Genomic DNA, 16,743 nt, shown 5'->3' on the forward strand with positions numbered 1-16,743 from the left:
TCAGGGGCGGCGCAGCAGCTTCAGGCGGATGATCCGCAGGCCGTCATTGGGGAAAAGGAAATAGCGTTCGTCGCCGTTCATCGTTCGGCCGGCGATCCAGCGGCCGTTCTCGAAAACGCCTTCCTGAACGTGATCGATCTCGACTTGAGTGCCGGGGATGGAAAAGCGCAAGTTGATGCCGCGACCGACGATCAGAAATTCATCCTCGCCGCTGGCGATGGCAAGGCCGTAGCCGGTTTCTGGTGGCTTCGCCTCTTCCCCGGTACCCGCGCCGAAGGCTCCCACTGTGGAGATCGGCCCGGAAATGCTGAGGGTATAGTCGCCCAGCGTCTCCTTGATCTGGCTGCCCTTGGCGATGCGGAAGCCGCGAATTTTGCCCTCCGCCTGCGCCCGGGCGATCGGGCCGGACATCTCGTTCAGCACCTTGTAGGCCTGGAAGAGTTCGCTGCCATCCGCCGCGTCCTCGATACCGAAGGGGGAGAAAGCGATGGCGTCATATTGGCCGATTGCCACGAACAGATTGCCCGTGTCGTTCTTCGCTTCCGGATTGAAGATCGGATTGTCGGCCTGCTTGTAGTCCGCCAGCGTGCCGGCATAGTCGTCCACATAGATGTCCGGCCCCAGGAGGGCGAGCGAGGGCGCTGCTGCCTTCCAAACATCCATCATTCGGGCAACCGGGCCGCCGCTGGGATAGTCACCGGGTTCGGGAGACTTGGCCTGCGGGCCGAGCCAGGCATTGGCGTACATGGGCAGCGCAAGCTGGGACGCGCCGGCCTTTGCCACGCGCTCCACATAGCTGCCGAAGCCCCAGGCCATGAAGATTTCATCGGCCGCCTTGTCCGTGCCGAACACTTCTGCCCATGTTCCCGTTTCCCGGAAGCCATTGCGCTGCCAGACTGCCAACAGTTCCGGTCGCAAGGTCGCGCGATGGTCGCGCAAATAGGCGATCAGCGCAGGCGGCACTGGCTGGCTCCACGCGGCCGCCGCGAGTGGCGAGCGGTCGCGGCTGTCACCGAGAAGGCCGACCTCATTCTCCACCTGCATCATGATGACGGTATGTTTGCGGTCGATCTCCCGAATATGCGCCATGAGCGCGGCAAAGGCGCGTGCGTCGGCTTGCAGCAAGGCGTCGCTGAAGACGCTCATCGTGGGATTATAGCCCAGATAGGCGGCGATCCCTTTGGGCTTGGCATTAGGATCGCGCTCGACCGCTTTGAAAGCGGGCCGTGTCGCTGCGCACCCAGGATGGGGTGTAGGTCGACTCCGCATTCTTGTAGGCACCGAACCAGATCAGGACGAGCTTCATGTCATGCGCGGACGCTTGCCTTATCTGGTCGTCCACGGCGGTGAAATCGTAATGACCCTCTTGCGGCTCGACCAGTTCCCAGCTGGCAGCGCCGATCACTGTGCGGACATGATTGCGGGCCAGCTTGTCCCAGATCGGCGCCATATAGTCCGGGCTGGACGGGCTGCTGTTATGCAGCTCGCCGCCAAGCACGAGATAGGGCTCACCGTCGACCATCAACTGCGTTGCGGCACCATTGCGCTGCAAATGGGGGAGTGCCGTGGGCGCAGCCGATGCCATGGCTGACGGAGCCAAGGCCAGCAAAAGCGCCGATCTCATCAAAACTCGCAATACCCTCTCCCTCTGTTTTATCGATTTCTTTCGTTTACTGCGGGGTGAGCAAGTAAACGGGGCCAATCAGCCCGGAAGGCCGCAGCGGTGCATTCGGCAGGTAAGTCGGAGTGCTGGTCCAGGTCACTTTGTGGGCGCCGGGCTGTGCATCTCCGATCAGCCGGTTTACCCAGCGATCGGCTACCCGGACGCTAAGGGTGTTGTGCCCTTCCTTGACCAGTGAACCGATGTCGATGGTATGTGGCTCGCGCCAGAGCGTGCCCGCCAGATGGCCGTTGACCGTAACTTCGGCAATGTCCCCGAATTTGCCGAGATCGAGCACCAGCGGTTGCCCCGGCCTTGTTTCCTTGGGCAGCTCGAAGGTCTTGCTGTAGGTCGCGATTCCGGAAAAGTAGCGGATGCCGGGGTCGTCGTTCTCGCTCAAGGAAGCGAGGCGGGGCAACTTCGTTGACGCAGGTGCGCCGCGACCGGGCTGGAAATCGACATTCCAGACGCCCGCACCGATATCTTTGACCGGCTTGAGGCCCACTTCGGGAACCGATGCAGACTGCGCCGTTGCCGGCCGCACGAAGGTAATGAAGAACGCATCGGTCGGCGCCATGTCCAGCTTCACGACTGTCTGCCCATCCTCGATGCCGTATGTGACGGGCACATGTTGACCTGTATCCGCTCGCCAGATTTCCGGAAGCTTTCCGGTAACGCGAAAGCGTGCTTCACCGGTTTCGCGGTGCTCCGTGCGGTTGGTCAGGAAATAGATTTCACCCTCAGGCAGGGTTCGATGCCGGAACAGGATCTTGCTGTCGCTCGCCGCTCCAGTGTAGCTGAAATCGGGCGCCAGGCCTGACTGAGCGAGCGCTGCCTCGACATCGCCCGTGCCGATGACCTGCCCTTTGCCGACAGTCGCGCCCGAGCCATCGGTCCACAATTGCTTGACCAGTTGAGCAAATTCGCGCGGATCGTCCCCGAGCGCCGGAGAGGACGAGGGCGCATGCCCCATGATTATCGCGCCGTCGTTGGCGAGCGCGGCGAGCCGGCGCAGGGTCGCTACCGTCATCCGGTCGCTGGTGCCGCCAAGATAGAGCGCGCGGTAGCGAGCGCCTCCGGGCGTGACCAGATCCTTGCCCTCCACTTTCAGCGCGTCGTGCAGCGCGGCGACATTGACGAAATCGTACCCGTAGCGCGTGGGCGCATCCTTGGGCGAAGTGTTGAACTGTCCCACCAGCGGGGCCTCTTCGCCATAGAAGTAGGCAAGATCGGAATGGTCGCGTCCCTGCTGGAGAAGGAATGCGGTGCGCGCCAGATAATCGATCCACGGCTTCGCCATCTCGGCCCAGGTTTCGTGCCGATTGAAGTACTGTCCGAAAATGAGAAGCGCGAGACCGGGCTGCTTGTCATCGACCGGTTGGTGGACCGATGTGTGGATCACCGGCCGGTTGACGCCCGACGCGAATGCGAAATCCATCTTTGCTCGCAGATCTGCAGGCGAAGTCGCCCACGGCGAGAGGGCATTGGTCAGCGATTCAGCGGCGACCAGATTTTGTCCGTAAATATGCGCGACCGACGCAGCGCCGCGCATGTCTATCTCTGCGGCCGACATCGACATGGGTATGTCTGTCGGCCGGCGCATCGCCATGTCGTCGCCGAGGACTACGCGGCTGGTCTCCAGAGCCTCGCCGTAGTAAATGAGGCCGCGCTCATGTGCGACCTGCGCGATTGTCGCATAATGCTGGCTTGCCATGAGATCGCCGAGTGTCCGGCGGAAATCATAGAGAAACGCGTCGCTCTGGGCGCGCGAACCGACGATCACACCGGTGAGAGCCGGGAACCAGGGCTTCGGATCGTATCCGCGAAGCGCCTTGAACTGGGTTACCAGATCGGCGGTCCAGTTTGAGGGGCCGACTTCGGTACTGTCCGTCAGGATTGCGCGAAGGCCGCGCCGGCCGATCAGGTCGTCACCCGTGGCGCTGGCATACATGTCGAGATAGGTCTGAAGGTAATCGCGCACCGCGTGGCCGTCGTACTTGTCGACTTCGAGACCGGTGGCCTCGGCCGTCGCCGGGTGGTTCATCGTGCCTGTCAGCGAATAGCCCAGACGCACGATCTTCCAGTGCCCGGCCGGGGGCGTCCAATCGAGCTTGCCATCGGGTGACATCCGGCCGGTGAGGTCAACGATGTCTTTTGGATCTATGCCCGGAACCTCGGGCCCGACACCGCGATCAAGCGCATAGTAGTCATTGGCAATCGCAAACCCGGCCTTCTGTTCGAAAGCGTTGACCCGCGGTGCCGCCTGCAGTGCCAGCTCGGTGATCCTGATGCGGTCGGAGGCGCCGCCCCTCATCATTTCGGCGGCACCTTTGGCGCCGAAGGCCTGCAACATGCCGGGGATATCGACTCCCGGCGTCATGTCGCCCATCTGTCCAAGCATGCCACCCTGATTGGCGCGCGCGCTCCAGCTCAGTCGGAACCGGGCGGCGGTCACGGGGGCGAAGCTTGCCGTCGAGGGCATCGGTCCTGCCGGCAGCTCTGCCACCTTGCGCCATTCGCCGTGTTCGCCCTCCGCTTCGAGAAGCGGGACGGACGTGGTTCCCGAAATCTGGTAGGTCACGGAACGGATGGTTCTGGGCTTGTTGTATTCGATCAGCACAGCAGATGGCGTCTTCGATCCGGCGGTCAGGATGTCCACGCTTTGGGCATACCTGCCATCGTTCAGCGCCGCTGCATCCAGAGGGCGATCGTCCACGCGGACGGATGGGATCGGAAGCGGCGTCCAATCGCCGGGAATGCGGAAGGCCAGCACGGCAAAGTCGCGGGCATATTGAGGGAAGGCGATCCCCTCCTGCCCGGGCGAAAAGGCCATGTGCTGGGCCGGGATGTCCTGGAAGCTGCCGGTGGTATCCGGAATGGGCGGAAGGCTGCCGATGAAACGCTTGCCGCCTTCTGCAGACATCTCGCTCCAGACGAGCTTCTTCATGCCGTCGGCCGGCTTGACCCAAGGGCCGCCGGTTTCGCTCCACCCCGGAGAAGAGGCGGTGGCAAGCTCCAGGCCATGCTTGTCGGCTTCTTCGGCAGCGACCCGGAAAGCATGCTTCCATTCAGGGCTCATGTAAGGGAGGCGCTTGGCCACGATTTGCGGAGTAACCACGGCGGCATCGAAGCTCTGCATGCCCCCGATGCCAATACGAGCCATCCACTCGATATCCTTTCGGATGCCGTCTTCGGTGATGTTCCCGTTCATCCAGTGCCACCAGACGCGAGGGCGCGCCGTGAGCGGGGGATCGCGGAAACCGGCTTCAAGATCCTCGGCCTGCTGGGCGTAAGCGTTGATGTCCGAGATTGGCAGCAGGGCGATGCCTGCTCCAAGAAGCAAGGCAAGGCGGCGCACCTTTCGCGCCTTGGACCGGGCAATTGTCATCGTGACTCCAGTTCAAAACAAGGAGCGAAAGACGCCCCCGCCATCGGATCCTCGCCTTAATGGCGCAGACCCAACCGTGCGGGAGCGAAGGGATGTGCGGCGCGGTTTGAGTGCGCCGCATCTACGAAGCCAGTCTCGGTTTTCTGGTCGAGCGGGGCGACGGAACCGGCTCGCTGCCGTCGCCCGAATGACCCTCAATCGATGACGCCGGCCTGTCTTCCGGATTCGCCGAGCTTGAGCATGCGCTTGTCTCCGGGGACACAGCTCCAGTTGGCACCGTCCTTCACATCGCCCTTGCCGCTGTAGCGCGCCATTTCAGGGAACTTGCACAGCGGCATCGTGCGGCCGAGCGGCTGCTTGAAATCGACGCCGAACTGGTTCGCCTTGTAGAGCGTGGCGGGCAGATTGTCGGGAGCGTCGCCCTTTTCAACCCATGCCTCGATGGCGCTCAGCGCATCGAAGCTGCCAGGGCCCTCACCAATACCGCCGCCGCTGCAATGCGCGGTTCCCGGAAGCATGAACATGCGGATGTTCTTGTGCAGCTTGTCGTAGCCGCCGAAGGTCTTCGCAAGCTTCTTGTAGTAGTTGACGGACATGTAGGGCGTCAGGAGATGATCGCTCAGATTTACCCACATGATCATCTTGTGATTGCTCTTGATGAGTTTGGCGGCGTTCTGCGAAATATCGCCGATCCCCATGCGCAGCGCTTCATTCGCCTTGGCCACTTCCGCGGCTGGAGCGATCACCCGGAAACCGGTGATGGGCCCCGGACCGCCCGAACCGAACGAAATCACCGATGCCGTCTGGAAGGCCGGATCGTTGCGGTGGGTGAAGACGCGGATGACGGCGTCGCCGAGCAAGGCCATGCCGTTGCTCGCTCCGGTTGCCGGATTTCCGGCATCGGGCCAGGGGGTTGCGGTGCCCGGATTGGCAGGCGGCAGCATGAGCGAATTTTGCAGCTCGCTTACAGAATAGCCGGGCTGAACGACGTGCCCTTCATGGTCCGTAGCTGCCGTCAAAACCGTGCTTACGCTTTCGATCTGTGCCTGGGTGAAGCAATTGGCGCCCGGCTTGTTGTCTGCGCAGCGCGGAAGGTCCTTTTCCGGCCGGAAGTCGCAGGCCATCGGATTCTGGATGAGGCCGTCCTTGACGCCGTCCACGGCGTCGCATTTCGCGAGCACCAGCGGGCTGATCTGGGCAACGAGCGAAGCCGGCAGGTTTGCGTCAGGTGAGCGTACCGTTGCCAGAGAGGCGCCGGTGGTCAGGAATGCGAGATTGGAGAGGTTCGCATAAGGAGATCCCGAAACAATACCGTCGAACGCCTCGGGAAAGTATGCTGCCGCGACAAGGGCGTCACGTCCGCCGCCCGAACAACCGCAGAAATAGGAGTAGGCGATCTTCGACGTGGTTCCGCTCGCCTGAGCATAGAATGCGGTCGTGAATTCCTTGCCCATTGTCGCAAGGACTTTCTGCGAGCGATAGAGATAGTCGTCGAGATAGTCCTGACTGATTTGGCCCGGGCCGGTGATAGCCCATTTGCCCTGCGTGAAACCGGCATGGCCTTCGTCTGTCGCGAAGGAGGCGTAGCCCTTCCGGACGCTGTCGCCCGGTTTACCCTGGTTCGTGATCGTGATCGTGGGTGAGGCGGCATCGCTGACCGCGAAAGTCCCGCAATGGCCGCCGCAACCCAGCTGGAGGTACTTGCGGTTCCAGGTCATAGGCAAGGTGGCAAGGAAGTTTGCCGTCTTGCCGGTCGCGGGGTTGGTCACGAAGCTGCCGGTAACCTGGCAATAGGCCGGCAGATCGCCGCGGGCCGGCGTGAAGCGCGTGCCTCCTTCGAGGAACGGGCCCGGCTGCTCGTTCGCAGGCAGCTTCTCGACCGTGACCTTGATATTCAGCTTGGATGCAATCGCCTGCATGGCGGCGGGCTGGCACAATTCGGCCATGCTCGCGGCGACGACGCCACCGGCGATAGCAGTGCCTTGGCTAACCGCAGTTGCCGCAATCGGCTTTGCGTCCTGCGCCGAGGCGACAGTTTCCCCGCTACCGTAGTTTCCTAGCGCCGCAGCGACGCATAGCAATGGTGTCACCGTTGACAGGACGATCCGCGATATTCGGTGCATGTGTTTATCCTTCCCCCAATGATCTTATGCCCGGTTCGGCAACTCTGCCGCTCGGCCAAGCGACGTTATTTCATGGGCCTCTCGCGACCACTCATCGTGGCCGGGAAAGCCGTGCGCATTCGATTCGCCGTAAATCCCGAGTAATCTACCAACCGTTCGGTAAAAACAAAAGAGGCGATTTTACCGGCGCTTCACGGAGGGGTGGCGGTGCCCGTCAAACATTCCTCGGCGGCAGAAAGTTGTCGATCACGGGATCGCCGGAATTCTCGGGAATTCGCTCTGGAGCGTCCCAATCCGGAATAATCCTTCCGTACAGCTTTCTACTTACCGACTGTATGGTATATAAGATCGCGACTCGATAATCCGGGCAGGGGAGGGCCCGATAAAACACCTCGAAAACCGCCGTACATAGGGTGGGGCGGGGAGTGTGCGACTTACTTGATATCCAAGTCACGTTTTATTGATTGATCGAAGTTTCCTTAGGATCAGTCGCGTGTGCGACTTTGATGCTCGCCAATCTTGTCAAGGCGGGCAGCATCGAATGTTCGCCCTGCGAAATGGACGTCGTGGCACGGTTATCGATCTTATCGAGAATGGCGAAAATACTAATAAATATAAATGGGAAATAAAATAATATAAACGGAGAGGGAGTTGTATGAAGAATTTGAACGGCTGTTCACGGCTCGGTGTGGTCCTGAACTGCGGGGTGGCTATTTCAGCGCTTTGCCTTGCAGTTCCTGCCTTTGCCCAAGCTGATAGTCCACCGCCTCCGCAACCGGATGACAAAGGGCAACTGACGGACCGGCAGGTCCAGGAAATTGTCGTCACAGGCACGCTTATTCGCGGCGTGGCGCCGACCGGCACCAATGTTATCGATGTCACGCAGCAGGCCATTCAATCGACCGGTGCCACAACCACCGCGCAGCTCCTTCAGACAATTCCGCAACTCGGCCAGTTCAACACGCTTCAGCAGCCGGCGGGCGCTTTCAACCAGGTCACGACGAACCGTCCGAACCTGCGCAACCTTCCCGGTTTCCAGACGGCCGGCAGCTCTCCCACGCTCGTCCTTCTTGATGGACACCGCATCGTGGGCATGGGCATCCAATCGACCAGTCCCGACCCCGACATCATCCCGCCCGGCGTCATCGAGCGCGTTGAGATCGTTCCCGATGGCGGCTCAGCGATCTATGGTTCGGACGCTGTCGCGGGGGTGATCAACTTCATTACGCGCAAGAAGTTCGATGGGTTCAACGTAGACGGGCACTACGGATTCGCCGACGACTATCACGCATTCGATGTCAACGCGACAGCGGGCAAGTCGTGGGATACCGGCTCGATCTATATCTCTTACAACTATTCTGAACATGGCGCGATCTACGGCCGGGACCGCGACTATGTACGGATGTATCCCAAGACGATCACGGGGGTTCCGTTCCCCATTACCAGCGTGCGCTGCACTCCCGGAAACGTGCAACTTGTTCCCTCGGGCACGATCTACGCGCTGCCCTACTCGACGGGATCGGCGGTGGCCAATACCGCCAACCAGTGCGACGAAAGCGACGGGGCGCCGATCTATCCAAGCGAAAATCGCCACTCCGTGTTCGCCGGCTTTTCGCAGGACCTGAGCGATGCGTTGAAAGTCGACATCCGGGCGTGGTTCACCCAGCGCAAGGTGTCCGCCGATCTCGGGCCCATTTACGATTCCGAATACATCGGCCCGGCCTTCCTGGGCCTGATACCGAGCCCCTACATGGCGGCGCACAAGGTCAATGCCGCCAATCCGTTCGAGATCCATCAGGTCTCCTATTCCTATGGCGGCGACGACACAGAACAGCAGCGCCTGTCGCTCAGTACCTGGGGCGTCACGCCGACGTTCACGGCCGACCTGGGCAAGGGATGGCAGCTTCGCGGGCTCGGCAGCTATGGTGAAAGCACGACGCAGAATATCGTCGGGCAGTACAACTCGACCGCAGTGCCTCTCGCGATCGCCACGGGCCTTCTCAATCCCTATGACATCAATTCGAGCAGCGATCTGGGGCTCAATGTTCTCAGCAACTATGAATCGTTCGGGCGGACCCGCCAGCGGCTGTTCAGTGGCCGCCTGATCCTTGATGGCTCCCTGTTCAAGTTGCCCGGCGGAGACGTGAAGTTCGCAGGCGGTGTCGAGTACAATTCCGAAGGCCTGCGATCGCAGAAAGGCTCGATCGTGCCCGGTACGGAAAACACCGGTTATGGCGGTCTCGTCTACAACGGCGTCACAGTTATCGCGCCTTACGCTAATCTTCCGATTGTCTCAGTTTCGCGGAATACAAAGTCCGCTTTCGGTGAACTGGTCGTGCCAGTTTTCGGGGCAGACAACGGTTTTGGCGGGATGCGCGAGCTGACCTTCTCGCTCTCCGGACGATATGACGATTACAGCGATTTCGGCGATACCTTCAATCCCAAGATCGGCGTCACGTACAGGCCGGTAAACTGGGTCAAGCTGCGCGGATCATGGGGTAAGTCGTTCGTCGCGCCGAGCCTTGCGGACAGGCCGGAAACCGATGTTACATCGTACAATCAGGTCAATGGGCTGTCGTTCCTGCTGCCACCAGCCAGCCTTATCGCCAATGGAACTTACCCTGCGCCGCAAAACAGCAACGTGGCAGTTGTGCTGGGCAGCGCACCGAACATCCAGCCGGAGAAGGCGACGACTTGGTCGCTTGGCTTTGATGTCGAGCCGCCGTTCGTTCCGGGGCTCAATCTCAGCCTCACATACTGGAACATCAACTTCAAGAATCTCATCAATCTGCCGAACTTCACTAACCAGGTCGATTTCTGGACGAACTTCGGATCCGTCATCACCGTCAATCCCACGCAGGCGCAGATCAATTCCTATCTCGCACAGGCGGACACTATCGTCGGTTCCGGCTGCACGGTCGCGGGAACAGGTCCGACGGGCTGCTATGCCATCCTCGATGCGCGAAAGCGGAATTTCGCCAATGTGAAGCTCGACGGCCTGGATATGGCATTGAACTACCGCATCGATGCCGGGTTCGCCTCGTTCGATCTGGGCTTCAACGCCAACTACGGGCTTAACCGCAAGCAGCAGGCCATCGCGGGCGCTGCCTTCAGCGATTTGCTGGAAGCCAACAACAGCCGCTTCAAGTTCAGCACGGTCCTTGGCACAACAATCAGCGGATTGCGCGCTCAGGTGACGTGGAACCACACGGCTGGCTACGATCTCGATCCCACCGTGAGTTCTGCGGGGGAACAGGACCGTGTCAAATCGTTCAACGTCTTCAATCTCTTCTTCAAGTATGACGTTCCGGGGCAGGGGATCTTCAAGAACCTCTCGTTCTCTCTGAATGTGGACAACGTCTTCGACCAGGATCCGCCGCGCTATATCCAGCAATCGATCACTGCATCGCAGGATGGCTATATCAACGGCAACACCATTGGTCGTTTCGTACAGTTCGGTGTTAGCAAGCAGTTCTGATCTAAATGCGAAACACGCTTCGCCGCCGCCCCGTGCGGCGGCGAAGTGATTTACGTTTCTCATCATACCGAATGAGAGGGTTTTTCATTCGCACATCCGCGGCGCCAGGTCGAAATGCGATTTCCGCCGAGCCTGATGGTTGGTGTGTGAAGCATTCGGTGAGCGAAGGCCGGCCATCAAACAGTGGCAGGCAGCGCGCGCCTGCATGAAGCCGCCGGCAACGGCCGAAATCAATCTGGGAGAAAAATGGATGTCGGTGGCAGCAGAAGCGCCGCGCAAATTCGGATGGTATCATGGCTGGACCATCGTCGCCATCGCCACGCTTGCGCAGGTGGCATCGAACGGCATGCCGGTTAACGCTTTTACGCTGTTCGTTGTCGACTGGTCGAGCAACCTCAACACGCCTGTCAGCACCTTGCAACTGGCCATTGCCCTGCTGGGTTTGGGAAGTGCGATCCTGGCACCGTTTGCCGGCGGGCTGGCCGACAAAGTGCCGGCAAGAACCCTTCTGGTGACGGGATTGGGACTTGTTGCGCTTTTTCATGTCGCTATCGGAGCGATCTTTGCGACATGGCAATTCCTGGCGCTTTACGGCGTTGTCCTGCCTCTGGGTATGGCGCTTTCCACCTCGGTCATTACCAATACCCTGGTTTCACGCTGGTTCGTCAGGCGTCGCGGGCTGGCGCTGGCGGTGACATCGTTCGGCCTCAGCGGCGCGGGTGTTGTCCTACCGCCGATCATTGCCGCGCTGCTGCCGTTGCTCCAGTGGCGGATGCTTTGGATGGGGGCGGGGACCCTCATCGGTCTGGTCATGCTGCCACTGGCGTTCTGGTTGGTACGGGATCGCCCGACAGAAGAAGATGGATTGCACTACGTCAGCGCGCCGGGCGATCAACCCGTTTCCGGCGCCGCGGCCCACGTCGAGGTTCACTGGCGCGAGGTGTTCAGGCGGCGGACGTTTTGGATCGTTGTCGCCACGTACTTGCCGCTGCTGGGCCTGTGGGGCGGCGTCAACCAGAACCTTGGGCCAATCGCCAGCAGTCGCGGGCTCGATCAGTCAGCGGTGGGTCTGCTCCTGTCGCTCTTCAGCGGGGCCCAACTTGGCTCGACGCTGTTGATGGGATTGTTGTCCGATAGATTTGGCAATCGCCGTCCCTTGGCGATGCTTGCCGTTATCGCGGCCACGGGCGGAATCATCACGGCGCTGGGGCAGGGGATGATTGGCTTGGCCAGCGGTATTGTGCTCGTGGGCATGGGGGGAGGGCTCTGGCCCCTGATCGCCTCGGCCATTGCCAACGAATTCGGGGCGGCGGCCTCTGGTCGGGCCTTTGGTCTGACGATGGCTTTCCTGCCCATCATGGCCTTTGCACCCTTCGCCATCGCCAAAACCCACGAGATGAGCGGCAGCTACGTGCCCGGGTTAATTGGCATTGCCATCGTAACTTTGGTGGGCGGCGGCATCTGCCTGCTGATGAAGGAGTGAATTGCGGCCGCATGTCGGGTGGGAGGTCGGCCGAGGTTGAATCGGCGAGAAGCCGTCTCGAACACGAGCAAGTAATGGCCAGTGACCCTCACCCGGCAGGCGGCTGCATGCGATTGTCGGGCAGGGACAAAATCTGAAAGAAAGGCGATGAAAGTGCGGCGTTCAACATCACTGGTGAATTGGCTCAGTCCCGGTCCATGGCTGTGATGAGGAGGAATTTTTCGTCTCCTGGGAGGGCAAACGGCAATCATACACGACCCGTCTGTATGGGCGCTGGCCGGTAGGTGTTGCCGGATTTTTAGGCCTGGCATGGCGCGAGTCCGCCCGCTCTTAAAGGGTGGGCGGATCTGAACCACGGACAACGAGAAATGCGTGCCGATGGCATTCTTGCTCGCGGCAATCAGGCACCGTTGCGGCTTGAAGTGTCTTTTTTGGCTGCTTCGCGATTGGTATGACGTCTTGCCGTCGGTAAGCGGCTGTGACATTCGAATTGCGATGACCGAACGATCCAAACTGTACCAGCGCGTTGCTCACCAGATCGAGCAGAAAATCCTCGAAGGTGTATACACGCACGGAAGCCGCCTGCCTGCGGAGCGCGATTTGGCGCAAATCTTCAAGGTTAGCCGCCCCACCATTCGAGAAGCCGTAATCGCGCTGGAGATCCGTAATTTTGTGGAGGTCAGGCACGGTTCAGGCGTCTACGTAAGCGGCAAGATACCTGCCGATCCCCCGGAGACCGAATTGAATGTCGGTGCCTTCGAATTGATCGAAGCCAGATTGATGTTCGAAGGTGAGGCGGCCGGGCTTGCCGCAACGGTGATGAGCGACGAGGAAATCGCGCATATCGGGGACATCCTGACCCAAATGGAGGCGCTGGACCCATCCTCGGTCGAGGAACTCAACCTCGACAGGCAATTTCACTTGGCGATAGCCGAAGGGACCCAGAGCTCCATCGTCGCCCAGACGATAGAGCATTTGTGGGACCTTCGCGATCAATCACCTCTCTGCCGCCACATGTTCGAGCAAGCGCGGCACGAAGGCATCAATCCGCGGCCACACGAGCACCGCCGCATCTACGAAGCGTTGCAGGCAAGGAACGGCGCCATGGCTCGGGACGCCATGCGCGACCATTTGCGCCGGGTTTCCGAGGATCTACTCGCAGTCACCGAACTGGAAATGATCGAAAAGGCCAAGCTGGATATCATGGAGAAGCGTCGCAGGCTGGCCCCCGAGCGCATGTGAGGGCCCGTCGCGGCCCGGCAGTGCCGGGCTCGCGGACGGACTTCCTTCAGCGTTGGTCAAGATTGAGCGGAGCGGTTCACCAGTTCCACATGGTGCCGTCTTCCAGCCGCGCTACCGGCAGATAGGCGGGCTTGTACGGATACTTTGCGGCCAGCTTCTCGTCGATGTCGACGCCGTGACCAGGCGTTTCGCCGCAGATGAGATGGCCATCTTCAAAGCGGTAATCATGCGGGAACACCGCGTCGGTCTCTTCGCTGTGCCGCATGTACTCCTGGATGCCGAAGTTGGGCACCCAGGTATCGAAGTGAAGAGCGCAGCCCATCGTTACGGGTGAGAGATCGGTCGCACCGTGGCATCCGGTGCGGACCTGATAGAGGCTGGCAAGGTCGGCAATGCGGCGCAGATGCGTCAGACCGCCCGCACCCACCACAGTGCAGCGGATGTAGTCGATCAACTGGTTCTGGATGAGATCCTTGGCATCCCAGATCGTATTGAAGATCTCCCCGACCGCGAGCGGCGTGACCGTATGCTGGCGCACGAGGCGGAAGGCCTCCTGGTTTTCGGCCGGTGTCGCGTCCTCCAGCCAGAATAATTGGAACGGTTCCAGCATCTTGCCCAGATTGGCCGCTTCCTGCGGCGTATAGCGGTGGTGTCCGTCATGGAGGAGATGGTGGTCGAAACCATAGGTCTCGCGCAGCTTCTCGAACATCTTCGGGATATAATTAAGCGCCTTGCGCGTATCCCACCCGGTCTGCGAGGGAAGGGCCGCATCGGCCGGCTCGTAGTAGAGCTTGCCTCGCCCCACTCCATAGGCGTCCTTGATGCCTGGAACGCCAGTCTGTGCGCGGATGGCCTTGTAGCCCATATCAATATATTGGCCAACGGCATCGACGGTCTCTGCAATGTCCCCGCCATTGGCATGACCATAGACCATGACGCGATCGCGGCTCTTGCCCCCGAGCAGATCGTAAAGGGGCATGCCGGCCATCTTGGCCTTGATGTCCCAGAGCGCCATGTCGACGGCCGCGATTGCCCGCATCGTGACCGGGCCCCGGCGCCAGTACGCCCCGCGATAGAGATATTGCCAGATGTCTTCGATTCGGCGGGGATCCGTGCCGATCAGGCACGGGATCACGTGGTCTTCGAGATAGCTCACGACTGACTTTTCACGCCCGTTCAGCGTTGCGTCTCCGATCCCGTACACGCCCTGATCGGTGAATATCTTGAGAGTTACGAAGTTGCGTCCCGGGCAGGTGACGATGACCTTGGCGTTCTGAATGAGCATGGGAGTCTGGGATCCTGAACTTTATGCACGGCGTCACGCGCGCAGGGTTGGCCGCCATATATTGGTCAGGCCAAAAATATGCAACACATCTGGACGCTTTTGGCGCGGAGAATATGTTGAATTGTGCGCGGTGACCCCATCCGCATTCCTGGGAGGGTGAGTGCCGATAACCTCGGATCGCGCGGAGCAGTTGCCGATAAATTCCGACAAAATTGGTGAAATTTCGGCGCGAAGAACGAAGGTACTTGAGGAGCTAACACGCACTTTGAGCGCTCTGTCTGGTGCTGGAAAATCTTACCTGAATCCGTATCGCCCAGCCGATGACACATTTTGCGACTTTCCAAAATTGCTACAGGGGCGGACAACACCCGAAAAATAGCATCGGGAGTGAGAGAGCGTGATGACCAAGAGGACTGGTCTCCTGACAATTCTGGTAATGTGCCTGACGTCACAATCCGGCCATGCGGCAACCAGCCAGGAGCATGCTTTCGGGCGTGCCGAAATCTCGACGATCCCATTCGACGCCAGACTTGGGCTTAGAGTGGCGACCTATACGCCTTCGGGTAAAGTTCTGGTCGTGTACGCACAAGATCATAGCAATGATCGCGCCATTACAGTGGCAACGATGGATGACAGTGGCCAGAATTTGCGTCCGTTCTATTCCGGCGTGATCCCGGCGCGGGAAAAGGACAATGGTCTGCGCTTCATGGTGTTTCCAGACAACAAGCGGATATTTCTAGGCGATTTTGTTCTGGAGTGTTCGACCAGCCTGGAAACCTGCAAGCAGCCCAAGCTTCTGCCCGTCGTCTATCCCCAGGAAGTTGCCGGTGGGGATCACGTTTCCCACCGGTGGTCGGAAATCGTGGTCGCGCCTGATAACCGACATGTCGCTTGGACCACGCTCCTCCTCCCTTCCTCCGCGCTTGTCTTCACCGGAGAACTGAAGCGTACGGGCGAGGCGTACACCATCGCCTCGCCGCGGATCGTCAGTACCATGAACCCCTTCCACCAGGATCCTGCACATCCCGACGGTGTCGTTCCCGAATATATCAAGGGAGGAGAGGTCAAGCAGTTCGTGGCCGGTGGAGCGGCTTTGTCACTCGCGGGTGGATTGAAGCGGGATACACCCGATTCCGTTATCCAGGACATCGCGACGGGCGAAGTCAAAGCGATCACCGATACGCCGGGATACAACGAGACTACGATCGTCTCCCCTGATGGCCGTCTCGGCTTGACGATGACGACAAGGTTCTCCCGGCCGTCCGATCCGGCAATCCTTGGGCTCTTGCCGCGACCTTATCCTACTGCGCTCGGCATGGATCTTGCCATGTTCGCCTACACTTACAGCGTTACCGGCGTGCGCCTTGGCCGGGCGGGCAACATCGGGCCCGCGCTGATCGATCTTGAAGTTTCGAAAAGCACGCCGGGTTATCTTGGCGCGAACCTGAATGAGCAGGGGGATTGGGCCTTTTACTCGCCGATGTCCTGGCATCCGAGCAGCAAGAGGGGTCTGTGGATCGAGGGCCTGAAAGGTGCCAAGGACAAGCGCATTCGCATCGTTCGGCTTCCAGATTACAAGCCCGGGCCGGCTGTCCGCGCGGTTCCCACGCCGGAGCCGGGAAGGTATGCCAGTTCCGAACTTTCGCAGGTTCGCGCGTTTGCCGCTACAAATCGCGACGTAGACGTAAAAGTCTATGGCCAGGCCTCGGGGCGAATTCTGTTTCGCCGAACCGCTTCACACATCGAGAAGATCTACGAAAACTTCAGCGATGACGGGCGCAGCGTTTATAGCGGCAAGGAAACGATGGTCATAAACCCGGCCGGCCGCTCGACGTACAATGCTGATTTAAGGGTCTCGGGACCCAAGCCTGGTGCAATGGAACTCCAGATGACATTTGGCCCACTCGGGGGCGAGCATCCGGCAGCGCTCATTTTTGCGCCTGATGCGTCAGGCCAGCCGGGGACCCGTGGTTTCGCGGAGTACGAGGGGCATCGCCTTGACGCGGCCGATCTTGTGCCTTGATGTCGCAAGCGGGGGTGGGGCCATGTTGGTTCCGCCCCCGCCCGACGTCAGGCCTCGCCTG

9 protein-coding genes are annotated in these 16,743 nt (G+C 60.2%); 4 read left to right on the forward strand and 5 right to left on the reverse strand.

What is annotated here, in order from left to right; genetic code table 11:
• From EDF56_RS07430 to EDF56_RS07440, 4 genes are all read right to left on the reverse strand, one after another.
• Positions 1-1,146, reverse strand: a complete 1,146-nt coding sequence (locus tag EDF56_RS07430) for a DUF5597 domain-containing protein (protein ID WP_207904657.1) — start codon at positions 1,144-1,146, stop codon at positions 1-3.
• A gap of 46 nt (positions 1,147-1,192) precedes the next feature.
• On the reverse strand, positions 1,193-1,624 hold the full coding sequence (locus tag EDF56_RS26210) for a beta-galactosidase (RefSeq protein WP_207904658.1): 432 nt from the start codon (positions 1,622-1,624) through the stop codon (positions 1,193-1,195).
• 46 nt (positions 1,625-1,670) lie between these two features.
• Positions 1,671-5,048, reverse strand: coding sequence for a glycosyl hydrolase (locus tag EDF56_RS07435; protein WP_132386100.1), 3,378 nt, complete (start codon positions 5,046-5,048; stop codon positions 1,671-1,673).
• Positions 5,049-5,242: 194 nt separating this feature from the next.
• Complete coding sequence (locus EDF56_RS07440; protein ID WP_243652447.1) at positions 5,243-7,171, reverse strand: tannase/feruloyl esterase family alpha/beta hydrolase; 1,929 nt, start codon at positions 7,169-7,171, stop codon at positions 5,243-5,245.
• Positions 7,172-8,018: 847 nt separating this feature from the next.
• Here EDF56_RS07440 and EDF56_RS07445 point away from each other — a divergent pair.
• The 3 genes from EDF56_RS07445 to EDF56_RS07455 all read left to right on the forward strand — a co-directional run bounded on the left by EDF56_RS07445 (position 8,019) and on the right by EDF56_RS07455 (position 13,374).
• Entirely contained in the window at positions 8,019-10,649 is a 2,631-nt protein-coding gene (locus EDF56_RS07445) for a TonB-dependent receptor (RefSeq protein ID WP_165912128.1), read from the forward strand.
• Positions 10,650-10,854: 205 nt separating this feature from the next.
• A complete protein-coding gene (locus tag EDF56_RS07450; RefSeq protein WP_132386102.1) occupies positions 10,855-12,132 on the forward strand; it encodes an MFS transporter in 1,278 nt (425 codons plus the stop codon).
• A 495-nt stretch (positions 12,133-12,627) separates the two neighbouring features.
• Positions 12,628-13,374 (forward strand): FadR/GntR family transcriptional regulator, encoded by a 747-nt coding sequence (locus EDF56_RS07455; protein WP_132386103.1) that lies wholly within the window; start codon positions 12,628-12,630, stop codon positions 13,372-13,374.
• Between the two features lie 76 nt (positions 13,375-13,450).
• Here the strand turns inward: EDF56_RS07455 and manD are convergent, their stop codons facing one another.
• Positions 13,451-14,659 carry a D-mannonate dehydratase ManD gene (gene manD / locus EDF56_RS07460; RefSeq protein WP_132386104.1) on the reverse strand — a complete coding sequence of 403 codons (1,209 nt, stop codon included), beginning with the start codon at positions 14,657-14,659 and terminating at the stop codon, positions 13,451-13,453.
• A gap of 400 nt (positions 14,660-15,059) precedes the next feature.
• On the opposite strand from manD, the gene EDF56_RS07465 reads away from it, so the two are divergent.
• A complete protein-coding gene (locus EDF56_RS07465; RefSeq protein ID WP_132386105.1) occupies positions 15,060-16,682 on the forward strand; it encodes a hypothetical protein in 1,623 nt (540 codons plus the stop codon).
• The last annotated feature ends 61 nt before the right edge of the window (positions 16,683-16,743 follow it).

Source organism: Novosphingobium sp. PhB165 (assembly GCF_004341845.1).
In the GTDB taxonomy this organism is placed as follows: Bacteria; Pseudomonadota; Alphaproteobacteria; order Sphingomonadales; family Sphingomonadaceae; genus Novosphingobium.